Source organism: Streptomyces sp. NPDC021749 (assembly GCF_040640655.1).
GTDB lineage: Bacteria > Actinomycetota > Actinomycetes > Streptomycetales > Streptomycetaceae > Streptomyces.
The window spans coordinates 106348-126318 of record NZ_JBFACE010000020.1; the positions used below are offsets into that span (position 1 = coordinate 106348).

16 protein-coding genes are annotated in these 19971 nt (G+C 72.3%); 12 read left to right on the forward strand and 4 right to left on the reverse strand.

Features of this window, described 5'->3' with window-relative positions; translation table 11 throughout:
* The first annotated feature begins 213 nt into the window (after positions 1–213).
* The gene (locus AB0G35_RS21085) at positions 214–897 is read left to right on the forward strand and encodes a response regulator transcription factor (protein ID WP_360951363.1); all 684 of its coding nucleotides are present in this window, start codon (positions 214–216) and stop codon (positions 895–897) included.
* 118 nt (positions 898–1015) lie between these two features.
* On the opposite strand, the gene AB0G35_RS21090 is transcribed toward AB0G35_RS21085, so the two are convergent.
* Positions 1016–2125: a DUF5937 family protein gene (locus AB0G35_RS21090; RefSeq protein WP_360951366.1), complete on the reverse strand. Its 1110-nt coding sequence runs from the start codon at positions 2123–2125 to the stop codon at positions 1016–1018.
* Between the two features lie 699 nt (positions 2126–2824).
* Positions 2825–4231, reverse strand: a complete 1407-nt coding sequence (locus AB0G35_RS21095) for a beta-eliminating lyase-related protein (protein WP_360951369.1) — start codon at positions 4229–4231, stop codon at positions 2825–2827.
* Between the two features lie 309 nt (positions 4232–4540).
* On the opposite strand from AB0G35_RS21095, the gene AB0G35_RS21100 reads away from it, so the two are divergent.
* The 10 genes from AB0G35_RS21100 to AB0G35_RS21145 all read left to right on the forward strand — a co-directional run bounded on the left by AB0G35_RS21100 (position 4541) and on the right by AB0G35_RS21145 (position 13344).
* On the forward strand, positions 4541–5764 hold the full coding sequence (locus AB0G35_RS21100; RefSeq protein WP_360951372.1) for a DUF2520 domain-containing protein: 1224 nt from the start codon (positions 4541–4543) through the stop codon (positions 5762–5764).
* Positions 5761–6852: a pantoate--beta-alanine ligase gene (panC, locus tag AB0G35_RS21105; RefSeq protein ID WP_360951375.1), complete on the forward strand. Its 1092-nt coding sequence runs from the start codon at positions 5761–5763 to the stop codon at positions 6850–6852. Before AB0G35_RS21100 ends, panC begins: the two co-directional genes overlap by 4 nt.
* A complete protein-coding gene (locus tag AB0G35_RS21110) occupies positions 6849–8618 on the forward strand; it encodes an L-aspartate oxidase (RefSeq protein ID WP_360951378.1) in 1770 nt (589 codons plus the stop codon). Before panC ends, AB0G35_RS21110 begins: the two co-directional genes overlap by 4 nt.
* 62 nt (positions 8619–8680) lie before the next feature.
* Entirely contained in the window at positions 8681–9760 is a 1080-nt protein-coding gene (gene nadC, locus AB0G35_RS21115; protein ID WP_360951381.1) for a carboxylating nicotinate-nucleotide diphosphorylase, read from the forward strand.
* A 5-nt stretch (positions 9761–9765) separates the two neighbouring features.
* Complete coding sequence (locus AB0G35_RS21120) at positions 9766–10563, forward strand: type III pantothenate kinase (protein ID WP_360951384.1); 798 nt, start codon at positions 9766–9768, stop codon at positions 10561–10563.
* A gap of 204 nt (positions 10564–10767) precedes the next feature.
* Positions 10768–11385, forward strand: coding sequence for a hypothetical protein (locus AB0G35_RS21125; protein WP_360951456.1), 618 nt, complete (start codon positions 10768–10770; stop codon positions 11383–11385).
* A 61-nt stretch (positions 11386–11446) separates the two neighbouring features.
* Complete coding sequence (locus AB0G35_RS21130; RefSeq protein ID WP_360951387.1) at positions 11447–11626, forward strand: hypothetical protein; 180 nt, start codon at positions 11447–11449, stop codon at positions 11624–11626.
* Between the two features lie 140 nt (positions 11627–11766).
* The gene (locus AB0G35_RS21135) at positions 11767–12324 is read left to right on the forward strand and encodes a BlaI/MecI/CopY family transcriptional regulator (RefSeq protein WP_360951390.1); all 558 of its coding nucleotides are present in this window, start codon (positions 11767–11769) and stop codon (positions 12322–12324) included.
* A gap of 9 nt (positions 12325–12333) precedes the next feature.
* Positions 12334–12852 (forward strand): amino-acid N-acetyltransferase, encoded by a 519-nt coding sequence (locus AB0G35_RS21140; protein ID WP_360951393.1) that lies wholly within the window; start codon positions 12334–12336, stop codon positions 12850–12852.
* A gap of 156 nt (positions 12853–13008) precedes the next feature.
* The gene (locus AB0G35_RS21145; RefSeq protein ID WP_360951458.1) at positions 13009–13344 is read left to right on the forward strand and encodes an Lsr2 family protein; all 336 of its coding nucleotides are present in this window, start codon (positions 13009–13011) and stop codon (positions 13342–13344) included.
* On the opposite strand, the gene AB0G35_RS21150 is transcribed toward AB0G35_RS21145, so the two are convergent.
* On the reverse strand, positions 13275–14000 hold the full coding sequence (locus AB0G35_RS21150; protein ID WP_360951396.1) for an SCO3374 family protein: 726 nt from the start codon (positions 13998–14000) through the stop codon (positions 13275–13277). The genes AB0G35_RS21145 and AB0G35_RS21150 overlap by 70 nt on opposite strands.
* A gap of 498 nt (positions 14001–14498) precedes the next feature.
* On the opposite strand from AB0G35_RS21150, the gene AB0G35_RS21155 reads away from it, so the two are divergent.
* Positions 14499–17024: an ATP-dependent Clp protease ATP-binding subunit gene (locus AB0G35_RS21155; protein WP_360951399.1), complete on the forward strand. Its 2526-nt coding sequence runs from the start codon at positions 14499–14501 to the stop codon at positions 17022–17024.
* 320 nt (positions 17025–17344) lie between these two features.
* Here the strand turns inward: AB0G35_RS21155 and AB0G35_RS21160 are convergent, their stop codons facing one another.
* Positions 17345–19918 carry an NACHT domain-containing protein gene (locus tag AB0G35_RS21160; protein WP_360951402.1) on the reverse strand — a complete coding sequence of 858 codons (2574 nt, stop codon included), beginning with the start codon at positions 19916–19918 and terminating at the stop codon, positions 17345–17347.
* Positions 19919–19971: the final 53 nt, after the last annotated feature.

Consider the following 19971-nt stretch of genomic DNA (forward strand, 5'->3'; position numbering starts at 1 on the left):
GGCATGAGATGCGGTGAGCCGAGCAGCTCATCTGCCGGCCGCCCGTTCCCCTCCACCCCGCCCACTCGGTCTACTGGACCTGGTCGGTCTACTGGGCCCGGTCGGTTTACTGGATCTGGTCGATCCACTTGATCCACTCGTCCCCTCCGCCCGTTCCACCCGCTCCCCCGTTTCGCCCGCTCCGTCCGTCCGCCACGAAGGGACCCCCTGACCATGACCATCCGCGTGATGCTCGTCGACGACCAGGTGCTGCTGCGCACCGGGTTCCGGATGGTGCTGGCCGCCCAGCCCGATATGGAGGTCGTCGCGGAGGCCGGGAACGGCGCCGAGGCGCTGGAGGTCCTGCGTTCGACCAAGGTCGATGTGATCCTCATGGACGTCCGGATGCCGCAGATGGACGGGGTCGAGGCCACCCGCCGGATCTGCGAGGGCGGCCAGAAGGAGGACGCCCCCAAGGTGCTCATCCTGACCACCTTCGACCTGGACGAGTACGCCTTCTCCGCCCTGAAGGCCGGGGCCAGCGGATTCATGCTCAAGGACGTACCGCCCGGCGAGCTGCTCGCGGCGATCCGCGCGGTGGAGAGCGGCGACGCCGTCGTCGCACCGTCCACCACTCGCCGGCTCCTCGACCGCTTCACGCCCATGCTGCCCGCCATGTCCGGCGAGCCCGGCCGCCCCGAGCTGGACCGGCTCACCGACCGCGAGCGCGAGGTGCTGCTGCTGGTCGCCCAGGGGCTGTCCAACGGCGAGATCGCGGCCCGGCTGGTGCTGTCCGAGGCCACGGTCAAGACGCATGTGGGCCGGATACTGACGAAGCTGAGCCTGCGGGACCGGGTCCAGGCAGTGGTGCTGGCATACGAGACGGGCCTGGTGCGGGCCGGAGGCGCGGGGGCGTAAGGGGGAGGGCGCAGGAGTGGGGAGGGCCGGGGAGACGCGGGGGAGACGCGGGAGATGCCGGGCGGTGAGGGACCCCGGGCGCTGGCGCGCTGACCGGCCTGCCGGGCAGGCCCAGGTGTCAGCGCAGTACGCCCTCCAGGAAGTCGCTGCCCAGCCGGGCCACCACCTGGAGGTCCAGCTGGTGCAGCACATAGCGCCCGCGGCGCCGCGTCTGGATCAGCCCGGCCTTCTTCAACGTCGTGACGTGCCGCGACACCTCCGGTGAGGTGATGCCGTACGCGTTCGCCAGCTCCCCCGTCGTGTGCGGCCCGCGCGCCAGCGTGCGGCACAGCCGCATCCGCATCGGATGCCCCAGCGCCTCCAGCCGCTGCTGGACGAGTTCGAGCGTGGCCGGCGCGGGCAACTCCGGGCTGGCGACCGGGTATTGGACCACCGGACGCCAGCCAGGGGCGTGACTGACCAGCAGATGCGGCCAGCCGAACGACGTCGGCAGGAACGTGACACCGGGATCCCCGGGGTTCGCGAACGCCGTCGTACGGCCACTGGCCAGCTTGTCCACCACGATGCGGACGCCGCCGCTCCCGTCCTGTGCCTCGTCCAGTGACAGTGCGGTCGACGTCGCGGGCAGCGTCTCGGCCAGGCCCTTGCGCCGCAGCAGTTCGGTCTTGTGCCGGGCATCGGCCGCCAACTGGATTCCCACCCGGCGCCAGATGTCCCCGAAGAACGCGTCCTCGCAGTCCTCCAGCAGGCGGCGCAGCCAGACCCGCAGGCCGTCGGGGTCGGTGAGCATCCGGTCGGTGAAGGCTGCCTGCCGCGGACCGCGTGCGGCCGCCATCTCCCGTACCCGCGCCCGCTCTTCGGCATCAACCAGCGGCGACGGCGTGCAGCGGGTGTAGGTCGTCGAGCAGGAGATCTCGAACGCTGCGGCCACGAACCGCTCGTCGTCGATCTTGTCCAGCTCGTCCAGTTCCTCGGCCAGCGTCGATCCGGGGCGGGCCGGCAGCAGGATGTCGGAACGGGCGGACCGCCACAGGAAATCCGCTTCGCACAGCCGGTCGGCGAGGTCGGTCTTCAGGGCCGCGTTGGTGGCGGTGACCCAGCCGTGCAGCCCGGGGTGGTGTCCCGGCTCCGACAGCGCGTGCAGCGCGGCGCTCAGCTCCGCGAGGGGAGAGGGGGCGAAGACGACGCGCTCCGGGGGCAGCCCGGTGATGTCGATGACGTTGGCCATACGCCCATCATGCGCGAGCCCGCGACCTGCACGGTCGTCGATTGACGGCTCCCGTCAATCGACGCGCCACGGGCGGGCCGTCCGTTCCAGAGTGACGGCATGAACGCCAACCAGCAGCACCTCCTCGACGCCTACCGCGCCGCCCAACGAGGCGAGCCCGCCCCGCCCCTCCTCGGCACCCACACAGTCCGCACCGTGAACGAAATCCGCTGGTGGCGACGCTTCCGCCGAGTGACGCGAGGCGCCGTGAGCGCGGAGCGAGAGGCCGTGGGCGCGGAGCGAGGTGCCGTGGGCGCGGGGCAGGGAGCCTCGGGCGCGAGGAAGGGTGCCGCGGGTGCGGGGCGAGGTGCCGCGGGCACGGGGAGGGAAGCCTCGGGTGCGGAGCGGGCCGCCTCGGGCGTGGGGAGGGGTGCTGTGGGCGCGGAGCGGGGAGTCGCGGGCACGGGGAGGGAAGCCCTGGGTGCGGAGCGGGGTGTGGGGCGGAGCGCCGTGAGCGCCGGACGGGGTGGCGGACGAACTGCGGAGCAGGCTGCCGGGCTGGGTAGTTGACGGGGCGGGAGGTGGGGGTGGGGCGGCGGGGGATGAGGGCGGCGGGGTGTGGGGGTGTGGGTGTGTGGGGGGCCACAGCGGCCCTTGGGCTCTCCCCCGGGGGGCCTTCCCCCCCCGCCCCACCCACCCCACCCCCTCAGCAAAGCCCCGTTAAGCCCCCGCGCCCGCCCCCGCCTCAGGGCTCGCCTGAACCTCCCCGACACACCGAACGAATTCCGCAACTGCCTCTCGGACGTCCTGCGGTGTCCAGGCCAGCGCGGGCGCGCCGATCGTGACCTCGGTCAGGGCCACTCCCGGCGGTTCGGTCAGACCGCGTTCGAACCAGCCGCGGAACAGCGCCGTCCTGCTCTCCTCCGCCTGCCGCAGGACGGCCTTGTCCAGGACCTCGGACGGGTGCGGCAGCCACACCTGGAACTGATGGGTGTGCGGCACCTCCGGTTGGATCCTGAACCACGGCACGCCGGCCGCCGTCAGGCCGTCGCGCAGCGCCTGCGCAACCACCTTGGCGTGGGCGACGTACTCCGGCAGCCGGGGGAGTTCGCGGTCCAGGCCCGCCAGGGCGGCCAGTGCGGCGGGCCACTGCTGGAACAGCTGGCCGCCGTAGCGGTGGCGCCAGGCGCGTGCCTCGGCGACGAAGTCCTCGGTGCCGGCGAGCGCGGCGCCCGATATGCCGTCCAACGACTTGTAGTAGGAGACGTAGACGCTGTCCGCGAGGGCGGCGATCTCGGGGAGAGCGCGGCCGAAGTGGGGGCCGCACTCCCACAGCCGGGCGCCGTCGAAATGCACCACCGCGTCCCGGTCCCGCGCGGCCGCCACCACCGCGGTCAGCTCGTCCCACTTCGGCAGGACGAAACCGGCGTCGCGCAGCGGGAGTTCGAGGGCCAGGCTGCCGAACGGCTCCTTCAGGCCGTAGACCTCCTCGGCGGTCGGCAGCCGGGACGCGCGGGTCGGATGGACCATCCGCAGTCCGCTGACCACCGCGTACGCGTCCCGTTCGTGCATCTCCAGGTGGGAGAGCGGATGGCCGGCGACCGTCGCGTTGCCTGTACGCCCCGCCCAGCAGCGCAGTGCCACCTGCTGGGCCATCGTGCCGGTCGGGAAGAAGGCGGCGGCCTCCGTGCCGAGCGCCTCGGCGGTGCGGCGTTCCAGCTCGCCGACTATGCCGTCGCTGTTGGCGTAGACATCGGTCATCTTGTCCAGGTCGTAGGCGGCGGGGGCGTCGGTCACCAGGCGGTTCAGCCGCTCGCGGACCGTTTCGGGCCGCGGGGCCGGCGCGAGCGAGCGCTCCACCTGACGCAGCGCGGCGATCCGCCGTGCAACCAGGGTGCTGTTGCTCCCGGCCTTGCCCTCGGCCACGTCCTCACCGATGCCCCCACCGGCCTTCTCGCCGACGCCCGCGCCGACCTCCTCGCGGCCGCCCGCGCCGACGTCCCTGGCGAGGTCCTCACCGAGGCCCCCACCGACCTTCTCGCCGAGGCCCCCACCGACCTCCTCGCCGACCTTCTCGCCGACGCCCGTGCCAACCCGCGCGCCGACGTCCCTGACGCTGTCCTTCATGATCCCCCTGGCCCTTCCTGAGCCCGCCCGTAATCGCGAATCTGCCCGCACCCTGCCCGCGTGCTGTCGGTCTGGGTGCCGTTGCTCGGCCTGTGTGCCGTTTCGCCTGGCGGGGCGGGTGCCGTCGGGACCGATCATGGCGCAGCTGCGCACAGCCCGCGAGGTCTGTGGAAAACTCTGTGGATAACTCTGGTGAGAGATCCCCGTCTCACCCTCCGTACAGCTCTGAAGTCCCCCGGAAACACTCGCGTAGCATGGCGAGGAATCGTCCGGTACCCCCTGAGGACTGGAACGGAAGGCCATCGCCACGTGAACGCACATCCGCCCACCGAGGCCCAGGACCGCCCGGCCCGGCTGACCGTCGGGGTCGTCGGCGCCGGCCGGGTCGGACCCGCCCTGGCCGCGTCCCTGCAGCTCGCCGGGCACCGCCCGGTCGCCGTTTCGGGGGTCTCCGACGCCTCCCTCCGACGGGCGGCCGAACTGCTGCCGGACGTCCCGCTGGTCACCCCGGCCGAGGTGCTCGCCCGCGCCGAGCTGGTCCTGCTGACCGTCCCCGACGACGCCCTCGCGGGCCTGGTGAGCGGCCTCGCGGAGACCGGCGCCGTACGGCCGGGGCAGCTCCTCGTGCACACCTCCGGGCGCTACGGAACGGCGGTGCTGGACCCGGCCACCCGGGCCGGGGCGCTGCCGCTGGCGCTGCACCCGGCGATGACGTTCACCGGCACCTCCGTCGACGTCCAGCGACTGGCGGGCTGCTCGTTCGGGGTGACCGCGCCCGAGGAGCTGCGGATGGCCGCGGAGGCGCTGGTCATCGAGATGGGCGGGGAGCCCGAATGGATCGCGGAATCGGATCGTCCGCTCTACCATGCGGCGCTGGCCATCGGTGCGAACCACCTGGTCACCCTGGTTGCCCAGTCGCTGGAGCTGCTGCGTGAGGTGGGCGTGCAGGCCCCGGACCGGATGCTGGGCCCGCTGCTGGGCGCCGCCCTCGACAATGCGCTGCGGTCCGGCGACGCCGCACTGACCGGCCCGGTGGCGCGCGGGGACGCGGGCACCGTCGCCGCGCACGTCGCCGAACTGCGCCGGCACGCCCCGCAGAACGTCGCCGGATACCTCGCGATGGCCCGGGCGACCGCGGACCGGGCGCTGGCCCACGGACTGCTGAAGCCGGAGCTGGCCGAGGACCTCCTCGGCGTGCTCGCCGGTTCCGCCCCCGACGCCCCCTCCACCGCCTCTGCCCCCGGCCGGGAGGCCCCCGCCTCCGACGCCCCCTTCACCGCCTCTGCCGCCGGCCCGGACGCCCCCGGCCCGGACGCCCCCAGCCCCGACGCCCCCTCCACCGCCTCTGCCGCCGGCCCGGACGCCGCCAGCCCGGACGCGCCCGCCCCGAGCGACCGCGACCAGGACGGCGCGGCCCCCGGCCCCCAGGCCCCCGGCCCCCACACCCCCGGCCCCCACACCCCCGGCCCCCACACCCCCGGCCCCCACGCCCCCGACCAGGACGGTCACGGCCTCGAGGGAGACGAGCGATGACCCTCCTCCACACCGCTGCCGCGCTCCGCGACCTGCCGCGCGGTAAGGGCGCGCGGGCCGTCGTCATGACCATGGGGGCGCTGCACGAGGGCCATGCCACCCTGATACGCGCCGCCCGCCACCGGGTCGGTGCGCAGGGCCAGGTCGTCGTGACGGTCTTCGTCAATCCGCTGCAGTTCGGCGCCGGCGAGGATCTGGACCGCTACCCGCGCACCCTGGACGCGGACGTCGAGCTGGCCGCGGCGGCCGGTGCGGACGCCGTTTTCGCGCCGTCCGTCGACGAGGTCTATCCGGGCGGCGAACCGCAGGTCCGGATCACCGCCGGGCCCATGGGGACGCGTCTGGAGGGGGCCAGCCGCCCCGGGCACTTCGACGGCGTGCTGACCGTCGTCGCCAAGCTGCTCCACCTGACCGCGCCCGACCTGGCGTTCTTCGGCCAGAAGGACGCTCAGCAGCTCGCCGTCATCACCCGGATGGCCGCGGACCTCAACTACCCCGTCGAGATCATCGGCGTCCCCACGGTGCGCGAGGACGACGGTCTCGCCCTCTCCAGCCGCAACCGCTATCTGTCCGCCCCGGAGCGGCGCACCGCGCTGACGCTGTCCGCGGCCCTGTTCGCGGCCCGCGACCGGCTCACCGCCGAGGAGGCGCTGCGCGCCCGGGCCGCCTGTACGGCCCACGCGGCGCAGGACCGTTCGGCGGCGCTGGCCGCGCTGGGGGAGGACCGGGCGGCCGCCGATGCGCACGCCGTCGCGTACGCCGCCGCGGTGCCCCGGCACGCGCCGTCCGTCGCCCGTGCCGCCGCCCGCGCCGTCCTGGAGGACGCCGCACGGCTCGATCCGCCCCTGGTGCTCGACTACCTGGCGCTGGTCGACCCGTCCGACTTCACGGAGATCTCCGACGCGTACGTGGGTGAGGCGATCCTGGCGGTGGCCGCCAAGGTCGGCACCACGCGCCTCATCGACAACATCCACCTCACGTTCGGCGCGGAGTCGCCGGCTACCGGCGCCGCCGCGCCGCACCGGTCCGCCGCCGCCCCCGCCGCACCGCCCACCCCACCCCCCGGCCCCCTCGGAGCGACCCGATGACCGCGCCCGCCACCGGAACAGCCACCGGCCCCGGCCCCGTACCCGGCATACGCCTGAAGGCCCCCGCCCCCGGCTGGGCCATCGAGGCCGATGTCGTCGTCGTGGGGTCCGGCGTGGCCGGGCTGACCGCCGCCCTGCGCTGCGCCGCGGCCGGCCGGCGGACCGTGGTGGTCACCAAGGCCCGCCTGGACGACGGCTCCACCCGTTGGGCGCAGGGCGGTATCGCCGCGGCCCTGGGCGACGGCGACACCCCCGAGCAGCATCTGGACGACACCCTCGTCGCGGGCGCGGGACTCTGCGACGAGGCCGCCGTGCGCACCCTGGTGACCGAGGGCCCGGACGCCGTCCACCGGCTGATCGCGGCCGGCGCCCGCTTCGACACCACCCCGGACGGCGACGAGATAGCGCTCACCCGTGAGGGCGGCCACCACCGGCGCCGGATAGCGCACGCCGGCGGCGACGCCACCGGAGCGGAGATCTCCCGCGCCCTGGTCGAGGCGGTCCGCGCCGCCGGACTGCGCACCATCGAGAACGCCCTCGTCCTCGACCTCCTCACGGACGAGGCCGGCCGCACCTCGGGCGTGACCCTGCACGTCATGGGGGAGGGCCAGCACGACGGCGTGGGGGCCGTGCACGCACCGGCCGTGGTCCTCGCCACCGGGGGCATGGGGCAGGTCTTCTCCGCCACCACCAACCCGGCCGTGTCCACCGGCGACGGCGTCGCCCTCGCGCTGCGCGCCGGCGCCGAGGTGTCCGACCTCGAATTCGTGCAGTTCCACCCCACCGTGCTCTACCTGGGCCCGGATGCGGAGGGCCAGCAGCCGCTGATCTCCGAGGCCGTACGGGGCGAGGGCGCGCACCTCGTCGACGCCGACGGCACCCGGTTCATGGTCGGGCAGCACGAGCTCGCCGAACTGGCGCCGCGGGACATCGTGGCCAAGGCGATCCTGCGCCGGTCGCTCGAACAGGGCGTGGACCACATGTATTTGGACGGCCGGCACTTCGGCGCCCAGATGTGGGAGAGCCGTTTCCCGACCATCCTCGCCGCCTGCCGCAGCCACGGCATCGATCCGGTCACCGCACCGATACCGGTCGCCCCGGCGGCGCACTACGCCTCCGGCGGCGTCCGCACCGACCTGCACGGCCGCACCACGGTGCCGGGCCTGTACGCCTGCGGCGAGGTCGCCTGCACCGGCGTCCACGGGGCCAACCGGCTCGCCTCCAACTCCCTTCTGGAGGGCCTGGTCTTCGCCGAGCGGATCGCCGCCGACATCGCCGCGGGCGGCCCCGCGGCGCGCACCGCGGACGGCCCCGCCCCGGTGGCCGCCGGGGCGCCGGTCGCACCCCCGGCCACCCTCCCGCTGCTGGCCCCCGAGACCCGCACGGCCGTCCAGCGGATCATGACCGCCGGCGCCGGTGTGCTGCGCAGCGCCGAGAGCCTCGCCCGCGCCGCCGCTGAACTCGACCGCCTCCACCAGGAGGCGACGGCGGCCGCCGATCAGGAGGACGGCGCCCAGGAGGCCGCGCAGAAGGCCCCCGAGCCCGGTGTGGAGGCCTGGGAGGCCACCAACCTGCTGTGTGTCGGCCGGGTGCTGGTCGCCGCCGCACGGCGCCGCGAGGAGACCCGCGGCTGCCATTGGCGCGAGGACCACCCGGACCGCGACGATGCCTCCTGGCGCCGGCACTTCCGCATCACCCTGGGCGCGGACCGCGCGCTGACCATCCGTACGACCGAGGACGCCGGCTTCCCGCCGGCGCTCCGGTAGCCCGCGGGCCGCCCGCCCCGAAGATCCACCGACCACCTCATCCCGAAGACGGAGCCCATCCCGTGAGCAGCACCCCCGACGACCTCCCCCTCCTCCAGATCGGCGGGCCCAGCGGCGGCGCCCCCACCGGTGGCTGCGGCGACGCCTGCGGCTGTGGTGGCGGTGACGACGCCTCGTACGAGCTCGATCCGCTTTCCTGCGGGCTCGACCCCGATCTGGCCGCGCTCCTGGTGGCGGCCGGACTCGACCCCGTCCAGGTCGAGGACATCGCGCACCTCGCCGTCGAGGAGGACCTCGACCAGGGCGTGGACGTCACGACCGTGGCCACCGTCCCCGAGGACGCCGTCGCCACCGGCGACTTCACCGCCCGCGAGGCCGGCACGGTCGCCGGTCTGCGGATCGCCGAGGCGGTGCTGTCCATCGTGTGCACCGACGAGTTCGCGGTCGAGCGGCACGTCGAGGACGGCGACCGGGTCGAGGCCGGCACCAAGCTGCTGAGCGTCACCACCCGCACCCGCGACCTGCTCACCGCCGAGCGCAGCGCGCTGAACATCCTGTGCCGGCTGTCCGGCATCGCGACCACCACCCGGGCCTGGGCGGACGTCCTCGAAGGGACGAAGGCCAAGGTCCGCGACACCCGTAAGACGACGCCGGGGCTGCGCTCCCTGGAGAAGTTCGCGGTGCGCTGCGGCGGCGGCGTCAACCACCGGATGTCGCTGTCGGACGCCGCGCTGATCAAGGACAACCACGTCGTCGCGGCGGGCGGGGTGGCCGAGGCGTTCACCGCCGTACGGACCGAGTTCCCCGGAGTGCCGATCGAGGTGGAGGTCGACCGGATCGACCAGATCCCGCCGATCCTCGCCGAGGGCGCCGACCTGATCCTGCTGGACAACTTCACCCCGGAGCAGACCAAGGAGGCCGTCGAGCTGGTCGCGGGCCGCGCGATGCTGGAGTCCTCCGGCCGGCTCACCCTCGCCAACGCCCGCTCCTACGCGGAGACCGGCGTCGACTACCTCGCGGTGGGCGCGCTCACGCACTCCTCCCCGATCCTCGACATCGGCCTGGACCTGCGCGAGGAGGAGGGCCGCGAGGACGGCCGGGAGGCCGGCTCCGGGGACGCCGAGCCGCGTGAGGACCGCTGACCGCCATGCTGCTGACCATTGACGTGGGCAACACCCACACCGTCCTGGGGCTCTTCGACGGTGAGGAGATCGTCGAGCACTGGCGGATCTCCACCGACGCCCGCCGCACCGCCGACGAACTGGCCGTGCTGCTGCAGGGCCTGATGGGCATGCACCCGCTGCTCGGCGACGACCTGGGCGACGGCATCGAGGGCATCGCCATCTGCTCCACGGTGCCCTCCGTCCTCCACGAGCTGCGCGAGGTCACCCGCCGCTACTACGGCGACGTGCCCGCCGTCCTGGTCGAGCCGGGCGTCAAGACGGGCGTGCCGATCCTCATGGACAACCCCAAGGAGGTCGGCGCGGACCGGATCATCAACGCCCTGGCCGCCGTGGAGCTCTACGGCGGTCCCGCGGTGGTCGTCGACTTCGGCACGGCCACCACGTTCGACGCGGTCAGCGCGCGCGGCGAATACGTCGGCGGGGTCATCGCGCCGGGCATCGAGATCTCCGTGGACGCGCTGGGCGTCAAGGGCGCCCAGCTCCGCAAGATCGAACTGGCCCGGCCGCGCAGCGTGATCGGCAAGAACACCGTCGAGGCGATGCAGTCCGGCATCCTCTACGGCTTCGCCGGCCAGGTCGACGGCGTGGTCCACCGGATGGCGCGGGAGCTGGCCGAGGACCCCGACGAGGTGACCGTGCTCGCCACCGGCGGCCTGGCGCCCATGGTCCTCGGCGAATCCTCGGTGATCGACGCGCACGAGCCCTGGCTCACCCTCATCGGGCTGCGCCTGGTCTACGAGCGGAACGTCGCCCGGTCCTGACCGGCGGGCAGGCGGCCGGCGGCCGGCAGCCCCGCGGTCCGGCTCTCCGGCTCTCCGGCTCTCCGGCGCCGGCCGGCAGCTCGCCGCACCCGCCCGACCGGTTCTGTCGGATTCTGCCGCGCCACCATTCACGAATTAAGCCGGTTTTGTCGGAATCGGTCGTAAAGTCGCCACATGCCAATGCCAAACGGAACCCGCGGCGGCATGGCGTTCAGCGCCGATGAGTTGCGTGTGCTCCGTCGCGCCCTCGCCCATGCCCTGACGACGACGTCCTCCGCCGCCCCGCCCGGCACCGCCGGGCCCGGCCGGAACCGGGACATCCAGGAATACCTCCGGCTGGCCGAGGCGGTCGACGAGGCGGTCCGCGAAGGCGGCCGGCTGCGCACCTTCCTGCTGGCCGACCTCGCCCGCTACCGCGACGCCCTGCCCGGCTCCGCCGCCGGCTACCTCGCGCAGCTGAAGGAGGCGCTGGCCGCCGGGCACGTGCCCGGCCCGGACGACCTCGCCGCGCTGCGCTCGCTGCGCACCCGCTGCGCCGGCGGGGCCGAACGCGCACGCCGCAGCGCCCTGCTGCGCCACTGCGAGCAACTGGCCGAACAATCCGTACGGGTGCGGCTCCGCGCGCTGCCTGGCGGCCGCTCAGGGGCCCGCAGCGGCCGCGAACAGGAACCCGCGCGGGAGCCCGAACCCAAGCGCCCCCCGCAGCCGCAGCGCGAGCCGCGGCCGAAGGCCCCCCGCCGGGACCGGCCCATCCCCACCCCGGGCGAGGTCTTCCCGCCCCGCCGCAAGCCCGCGCCGCCCCCGGAGAGCCGCACCGCCTGAACGCTGCGTACCCTGGCTGCGTACCCTCGGCGGCTTACGCCCTATAAGGAGGCCATACGCCATGGATTACGTCGCAGCCCTGCTCCCGCCCGTCGTGATGGCGGTGGCATTCACCTGCCTCATCGTGACGATGATCAAGAGCCAGGGCGGTGCGAACAAGTCCAAGGAGGACGCCGCCGTGGACGCGGCACTGGCCCGGGCCGAGTCCGCGGGTCAGAAGTCCACCGCACAGGGCGCCTGATCCACCGGCCGCCGCACCGGCGGTCCGCACGCACCACGGCCCGGGACCGAGCGTCCCGGGCCGCCTCCTTTTCCGGCTTTCCCTCCTCCGAACGCAAGAGATCAACGGGCATTCTGGACATCTCCCACTATTGTTCTTGTGTGCCGAGACGCTTGGGTGATCTGGAAGACGCGGTGATGACGCGGGTCTGGGAGTGGAACCGCCCGGTCACCGTTCGAGAAGTCCTGGAAGATCTCCAGAAGGAACGGTCGATCGCCTACACCACGGTCATGACCGTATTGGACAACCTCCATCAGAAGGGCTGGGTGCGCCGCGAAGCAGAAGGCCGCGCCTATCGATATGAGGCGGTCTCCACTCGCGCCGCCTACGCCGCCGCACTGATGAACGAAGCATGGTCCGCCAGTGACAACCCCGCCGCCGCACTTGTGGCCTTCTTCGGCATGATGTCGCCGGAACAACGGCACGCCCTGCGCGACGCCGTACGGATGGTGCAGGCCGACGAGCCCGAAGACCCCGAAGACCCCGAAGAGCGGGAAGGCGCGGAAGGCCGGGAAGAGGCCGCCGGACAAGGTGAACGGGCCGGAGCGTCCACCCCGGCGGAAGAAGGACGGACCCCCGCGCCACCACAAGCGGCCGGCGAAGCAGGATCACGCGAAGGGGATGAGCCCGGGGCGAACGCCGGCGGCAAGGGGCGATAGCGTCCCGGCATGCCCGCGCATTCAAAAGGCCTCACCGTCCGCCGCGCCAGGACCGGCGATGTCCCCGCCGTACGCCGTCTCATCGACGCCTACTCGCGCGACGGGATCCTGCTCGACAAAGCCACCGTCACGCTTTACGAGGACATCCAGGAGTTCTGGGTCGCCGAGCGCGACGAAGACGCCGAGGTCGTCGGCTGCGGCGCACTGCACGTGATGTGGGAAGACCTGGCGGAGGTACGCACCCTGGCCGTGGACCCGCAGCTCAAGGGGGCCGGCGTGGGCCATCAGGTGCTGGAGAAGCTGCTGGCCACCGCGCGCTGGCTCGGAGTGCGGCGCATTTTCTGTCTCACCTTCGAAGTCGACTTCTTCACCAAGCACGGCTTCGTCGAGATCGGCGAGGCCCCGGTAGACGGTGATGTCTACAGTGAGCTGCTGCGTTCCTATGACGAGGGCGTTGCCGAGTTCCTCGGCCTCGAACGAGTGAAGCCCAACACCCTGGGTAACAGCCGGATGCTTCTGCACCTGTGATGAGTGTTCTATGTCCGAATCGCTCCCCTATCTCATGGCTACGGAAGCATGCGTTCCCCGGTCTGCGGGCAAGTGAACCCTACCCAAGGGTTTGTGTTTTTCCCGGAAAAGCGGTTTGCTTTCCGTCGTAATCCGCATTCGATGAAAGGGAAACCGGTGGCACAGAAGGTTCAGGTTCTTCTTGTCGACGACCTCGACGGCGGCGAAGCCCACGAGACCGTGACGTTCGCGCTCGACGGTAAGGCCTACGAGATCGACCTCTCCGACAGCAACGCCGAGAAGCTGCGTGAGTCGCTCGCGGACTTCGTGAAGGCCGGCCGTCGTACCGGTGGACGTTCCGGCGGTCGCGGCAAGGCCCGCACGGCGGCTTCCGCCGGCAGCCAGGACACCGCGAAGATCCGCGCTTGGGCGAAGGAGAACGGCTACAACGTCAATGACCGCGGCCGCGTCCCCGCCGAGATTCGCGAGGCATTCGAGAAGGCCAACGCCTGATCGCCGCACACGCGGTCCGATTGGGCATTACCAGCACGCAACAACCGGGCACGGTGGCACTCCGTCGCCGCCGCGCTCACGAGCCGTACGAGGTCGGGGACGCCCTCACCGTCCCCGAATCCCGTCCCGAACCCCGTGGCGGGCAGGGAATTCTCCGCCTCGTGCCCGGTCCGGGGAGGTCGCACCCATACCGCGGCCTCCCACGAACCGAATGCAGCAGGCGATGAGGGGCCGAAGGGGAACGCCGGCGCGGGCATCCGGCCGCCGGCACCCCGCGCCGTGAGATCCCCGGCCAGTGGGCCCCACTCCAGCCATTCCAGGATTCCCGGAAGTTCCTCGGCGCCGCCCGGCGCGACCAGGACGAGCAATTTCGGCCGGTTACCCGGAGGAATCGGGTCGCCTCCCGGCCGCAGCAGCGCCACCGGGCCGAGCAGCGGCCACCGCCGCAGCACCGCGCTCCCGGCGTCGGCCGGCATCTCCAGCACGTCGAAGCGCACCCCGGTCAGCAGCTCCGGCGGATCCGAGGGAGCCGTCGGCCACCCCATGCCGTCCTCGTACCAGCGGCGAACGGTCGCCAGGGAGGCCGAGGGGTCCAGGGGCCCCGGCGGACCGGAGACGTGGTGGGGGCTGCGGGGGCGCGGGAGCACGCGGGGCATGCCCCGTGCAACTGCCCGCGAACGCGGAAGTTACGGTGGGCGCTTGCTCGTGTGCGGAACGTATGCGGGGAAGAGGCGTGGCGGGGCGTCCGGAGGCGCGCGGATGTTCGCCCGTAGCGGATGGAAGCGGCCCGCGCCGCATGGAGTGTCAGAGGCAGCGGGTAAGACAGTCTCAGTGGGAAGAGACGGTGTGACCGGCGCACGAAGCGCCTCGGCCCGGCTTTCGGCGGGATGCGGGCGGCGTGTCGGGGAAGGGCGCGTTCGCCACGGGCGTAGTGGCGGAGGGCGTATATGCCTGGCCTGCGGGAACATCGTCTCGCACCATCGAGTTGGAGCAGATGTCAGCTGTTCGGCAGTAAATTTCCCCGCCGGAGCGGGGGTGATCCGGACGGGTGTCGGCAGTTGGAATGAGCTGTCCCGCCCCGCGGGACTAGCATGCGGAAGGACAGGGAGGGGACCGACCCCTAACTGCCTGACCGCTCTGAGGAGCGATTAACGATGTTCGAGAGGTTCACCGACCGCGCGCGGCGGGTTGTCGTCCTGGCTCAGGAAGAAGCCCGGATGCTCAACCACAACTACATCGGCACCGAGCACATCCTCCTGGGCCTGATCCACGAGGGTGAAGGTGTCGCCGCAAAGGCCCTGGAGAGCCTCGGCATTTCGCTTGAGGCGGTCCGTCAGCAGGTGGAGGAGATCATCGGCCAGGGCCAGCAGGCCCCGTCCGGGCACATCCCCTTCACCCCCCGTGCCAAGAAGGTCCTGGAGCTGTCGCTCCGCGAGGCCCTCCAGCTCGGCCACAACTACATCGGCACCGAGCACATCCTGCTCGGCCTGATCCGCGAGGGCGAGGGCGTCGCCGCCCAGGTCCTCGTGAAGCTCGGCGCCGATCTCAACCGGGTGCGGCAGCAGGTCATCCAGCTGCTCTCCGGCTACCAGGGCAAGGAAGCCGCCACCGCCGGCGGCCCCGCCGAGGGCACGCCCTCGACCTCCCTCGTCCTGGACCAGTTCGGCCGCAACCTCACGCAGGCCGCTCGCGAGACCAAGCTCGACCCGGTCATCGGGCGCGAGAAGGAAATCGAGCGCGTCATGCAGGTGCTGTCGCGCCGTACGAAGAACAACCCGGTCCTCATCGGCGAGCCCGGCGTCGGCAAGACGGCGGTCGTCGAGGGCCTGGCCCAGGCCATCGTCAAGGGCGAGGTGCCCGAGACCCTCAAGGACAAGCACCTCTACACCCTCGACCTCGGTGCCCTGGTCGCCGGCTCCCGCTACCGCGGTGACTTCGAGGAGCGCCTGAAGAAGGTCCTCAAGGAGATCCGCACCCGCGGCGACATCATCCTGTTCATCGACGAGCTCCACACCCTCGTGGGTGCGGGCGCCGCCGAGGGCGCGATCGACGCCGCCAGCATCCTCAAGCCGATGCTGGCCCGCGGTGAGCTGCAGACCATCGGTGCCACCACGCTCGACGAGTACCGCAAGCACCTGGAGAAGGACGCGGCCCTGGAGCGCCGCTTCCAGCCCATCCAGGTCGCGGAGCCGTCGCTGCCGCACACGATCGAGATCCTCAAGGGCCTGCGGGACCGCTACGAGGCGCACCACCGCGTGTCCATCACGGACTCCGCGCTGGTCGCCGCGGCCACCCTGGCCGACCGCTACATCTCCGACCGCTTCCTGCCGGACAAGGCGATCGACCTGATCGACGAGGCCGGCTCCCGGATGCGGATCCGCCGGATGACCGCACCGCCGGACCTGCGCGAGTTCGACGAGAAGATCGCCGATGTGCGCCGGGAGAAGGAGTCCGCGATCGACTCGCAGGACTTCGAGATGGCCGCGGGCCTGCGCGACAAGGAGAAGCAGCTCCTGGCCGCGAAGGCGAAGCGGGAGAAGGAGTGGAAGGCCGGCGACATGGACGTCGTCGCCGAGGTGGACGAGGAGCTGATCGCCGAGGTCCTGGCCACGGCCACCGGCATCCCGGTCTTCAAGCTCACCGAGGAGGAGTCCTCGCGTCTGCTCCGCATGGAGGACGAGCTCCACAAGCGCGTCATCGGCCAGAAGGACGCCATCAAGGCGCTCTCCCAGGCCATCCGGCGCACCCGTGCCGGCCTGAAGGACCCCAAGCGTCCCGGTGGCTCGTTCATCTTCGCCGGCCCGTCCGGTGTCGGTAAGACCGAGCTGTCCAAGACGCTGGCGGAGTTCCTGTTCGGCGACGAGGACGCGCTGATCTCCCTCGACATGTCGGAGTTCAGCGAGAAGCACACGGTCTCCCGTCTGTTCGGTTCGCCCCCCGGCTACGTCGGCTACGAAGAGGGCGGGCAGCTCACCGAGAAGGTGCGCCGCAAGCCGTTCTCCGTGGTGCTCTTCGACGAGGTCGAGAAGGCCCACCCGGACATCTTCAACTCGCTGCTGCAGATCCTGGAGGACGGTCGCCTGACCGACTCCCAGGGCCGGGTCGTGGACTTCAAGAACACCGTCATCATCATGACGACGAACCTCGGCACCCGGGACATCTCCAAGGGCTTCAACCTCGGCTTCGCGGCCCAGGGCGACACCAAGTCCAGCTACGAGCGGATGAAGAACAAGGTCAACGAAGAGCTCAAGCAGCACTTCCGCCCCGAGTTCCTCAACCGTGTGGACGACACCGTCGTCTTCCACCAGCTGACCGAGGACGACATCATCCAGATCGTCGACCTCATGATCGCCAAGGTGGACGAGCGGCTGAAGGACCGCGACATGGGCATCGAGCTCAGCGGCACGGCCAAGTCGCTGCTGGCCAAGCGCGGGTACGACCCGGTGCTCGGCGCCCGTCCGCTGCGCCGCACGATCCAGCGCGAGATCGAGGACGCCCTCTCGGAGAAGATCCTCTTCAGCGAGCTGCGTCCGGGCCACATCGTGGTCGTCGACACCGAGGGCGAGGGTGACAGCGCCAAGTTCACCTTCCGCGGCGAGGAGAAGTCGGCCCTGCCGGACGTCCCGCCGATCGAGTCCGCCACCGGCGGTTCGGGTCCCAACCTGAGCAAGGACGCCTGAGCGGAAACGCCGCACCGCCCAAAGCGGCCATAGCACCCCAACCGAATAAAACGGAGCGGATGCACCGGAACTGCCCGGAATCGTACGAAACGATTCTGGGCGGTTTCGTTTCCGTCTCCGTATACGGGCGCTCGGTATACGACGGATACGCGGATACGCACGATGCAGTAGATACGGATGAGACACCGGGCGTGGCCGATGTCATTGTTCCGTCGCACCTGCCCGACACTCCCGAGGCACTCGCGAGGCACTTCTGCGGCACTTCCGTCGGCGCCGTCCGTGGCGCATCCACGGGCTTCCGGAACGATTAGCTCCGCCGATTACCGCCGCACCACACGAATTCCGTCCGGAACCCCGTGCACCGGCGGAATACGGCGGCCGATCCGCAGCGTGTCCAGATTCGGAAAGGCGGACAGCCACTCCATCGAAACACCCAGGTCGTACGCGAGCCACAGCCGGGTCAGACCCTCGGCCGGCGCGATCTGCTCGATCAGCTGGTCCGGGGTGAAGTGCCCGGTGATCCGCAGATGCGGACGGCCCCCCAGCCGGCGCAGCGCCTGCAATTCCTCCGGGCCGGACACCGGGAAATACAGCTCGGCCGGATCGAGGTGGGCGATGATCTCGCGGGCGTAGCGGGCCGTGTCGTAGCGCCGCCACGCCCCGGCGAGCTGCGCCCGGATGTCGTGGTGCGCCCGGTCGCGCAGCCCCGTCAGATAGTCGATCGCCATGTCGTCCGCGATCGAGGTGGCGGTGATCGCCAGCAGCACCGCCTCCCGGTCCGGGACGTCCGTGGGGTCCGGCAGCATCTCCAGGACGATCGGCCCGATCCAGCCCAGCGCCCGGGCCGCCGACGGTGTCCCCGGCCGCACCATGTCCCGGGTGAAGCGCTGCACCCGCGCCCGGACCGCCGGATCCAGCTCCGTGGCGTGCTCCAGGCAGGCCGCCGCGAGCAGCTTGCGGTGCCGGGCCTCCGCGGCCCGCACGCCCGGATGCGGGGCCAGCAGCCCGTCCAGCAGCGCCGCGCACTCGTCCGGCCGGGACAGCGCCACCGCCATCCGGATGACGTCCTCCCAGGCGTCGTGGTGCGCGTGCTCCAGCAGCAGCGTGAAATCGTGCCGCTGCACCACCGCCCGCGCGGACAGGTAGTCCTGGAACGTGCGGTGCACGAAGTCGACGGTGCCGGGCGTCGGCTCCCGCAGCAGCCCGGTGCGGTTGAGCAGATGCCGGAACACCTCCTCCGGGCCGCCCTGCCGCGCGGCGTCCGGAATCGCCGGGAGATGCTCCGCCAGCGTCGCCACCGCCGTCGCCCGGTCCATCTCCGAACGCCCGTGGATCAGCATCCAGTGGGCGAGCTTCTGCAGCAGCTGGATCTTCGGCTGCCGGGTCAGCTCCACCCCGTCCGGCGCCCCCATCGCCCGCTCCCGGTCACGCCGCTCCAGCAGCATCGACAGCGCCGCGTCGTAGAGCTCCTTGCGGCCGTGCGGCAGATAACCGCGCCGGTCGCGGTGGAGGGCGCACAGCAGCCCGCACATCAGCGGATTGGTCGCCAGCCGCCCCAGATCGCGGGTGATCCGCACCGCGTTGAGCAGTGTCCGCTCGTAACCGGCGAGCCGGTCGAGGTCGGCGGGGCGCTGCTGGGCCGCGGCCCGGTGCCAGCGCTGGATGAACGCGGCGACGTCCTCCCGGCTCATCGGCGCCAGCGCCACCTCCCCGAAACCCTCGTCGGCCAGCCAGTTGCCGGGCACCGCGGACGGCCGGGAGGTGACGATCCAGACGTTGCCCGGATAGCGCCCGGCCCACTCGCCGAGCTTGCGGCGCAACTGCTCCCGCTCGTCCTCCGGCGCCTCGTCCACCCCGTCGACCAGCAGCAACGCCCGTCCCTCCGCCAGCACCCGCTCCGTCCAGCCGGCCGGCGCCCGGCCCGTGTCCTGATAGCCGACCGCGTCCAGGAACGTCTCCGGGTCGGGCAGCCCCGCCCGGGCGAAGCGGCGCACCGGCAGCAGGAACGGCACCCGGCCGCGCAGCTCCGCCAGCGCCTCCGGCAGCTCGTCGCGGGCCGTGGCGACCGTCAGCCACTGCAGCAGCGTCGTCTTGCCGGACCCGGCCACCCCGCGCACCAGCACCCGTCCGCGCCCGGCCAGCGCCCGCTCGGCGGGCAGCGGCGGATCGTCCTCCGGCGACCCCGGCTCGCACTGCAGCCCCAGATAGGCGGCGTCCAGCGGCCAGCTGTCCGGGGAGTGCGCGAGGTCGATGCCGTAGATGGTGAGGTGGTTGTGCAGGGCCGCGGTGCGCCGCGCGTACTCCTCCTCGAAGGCGGCCTCACCGGCGGCCGCCCCGTCGACGGCCTCGTCGCCGGGGGCGCGGTCCGACCGTGCGGCGGGCGCGGCCCCCGGCCCGTGGATCAGCTCGGCGAGGGTACGGGTCTGCTCGGCGAGGGTGTGCGCCACGTACGGCGACCGCCGGGTGAGGAAATACAGGACGTGCCGGGCCACCACGTCCACCAGCAGCCCGTACAGCCGCGCACGGTCCCCCGCGAGCCGGCGGGCCGCCCCGGGCACCCGCGCGCACAGCCGGCGGGCGAACTCCGCGGGCAGCAGCCGCGCCGCGTCGACGTCGTCCATCCCGGTCTCGGCGAGCGCCCGCAGCGTACGGGCCAGCGCGGCGGCCAGCTCCGGGTCCCCGGCGCCCGTCGCCTGCTCGACGAGCGACGCGGCGACGCCGTCCAGCCCGGACGCGCTCAACTCCGGCTTCTCGCCCGTGAACGACACCAGGAGCGCGAGCGGAACGGGCCGGCCGACCAGTTCGGTGACCGGCCCGTCGGTGCGGAACAGCTTGCGGACGAGGGGATCGGCGGTGTGCGGGGCGAGACGTGCGGCGAGCCTCGTGGGATCCATGGACTTCCCGTAACTGCGGTACCGGGCGGGGACGTTGAGCTCCTGTACCCGGT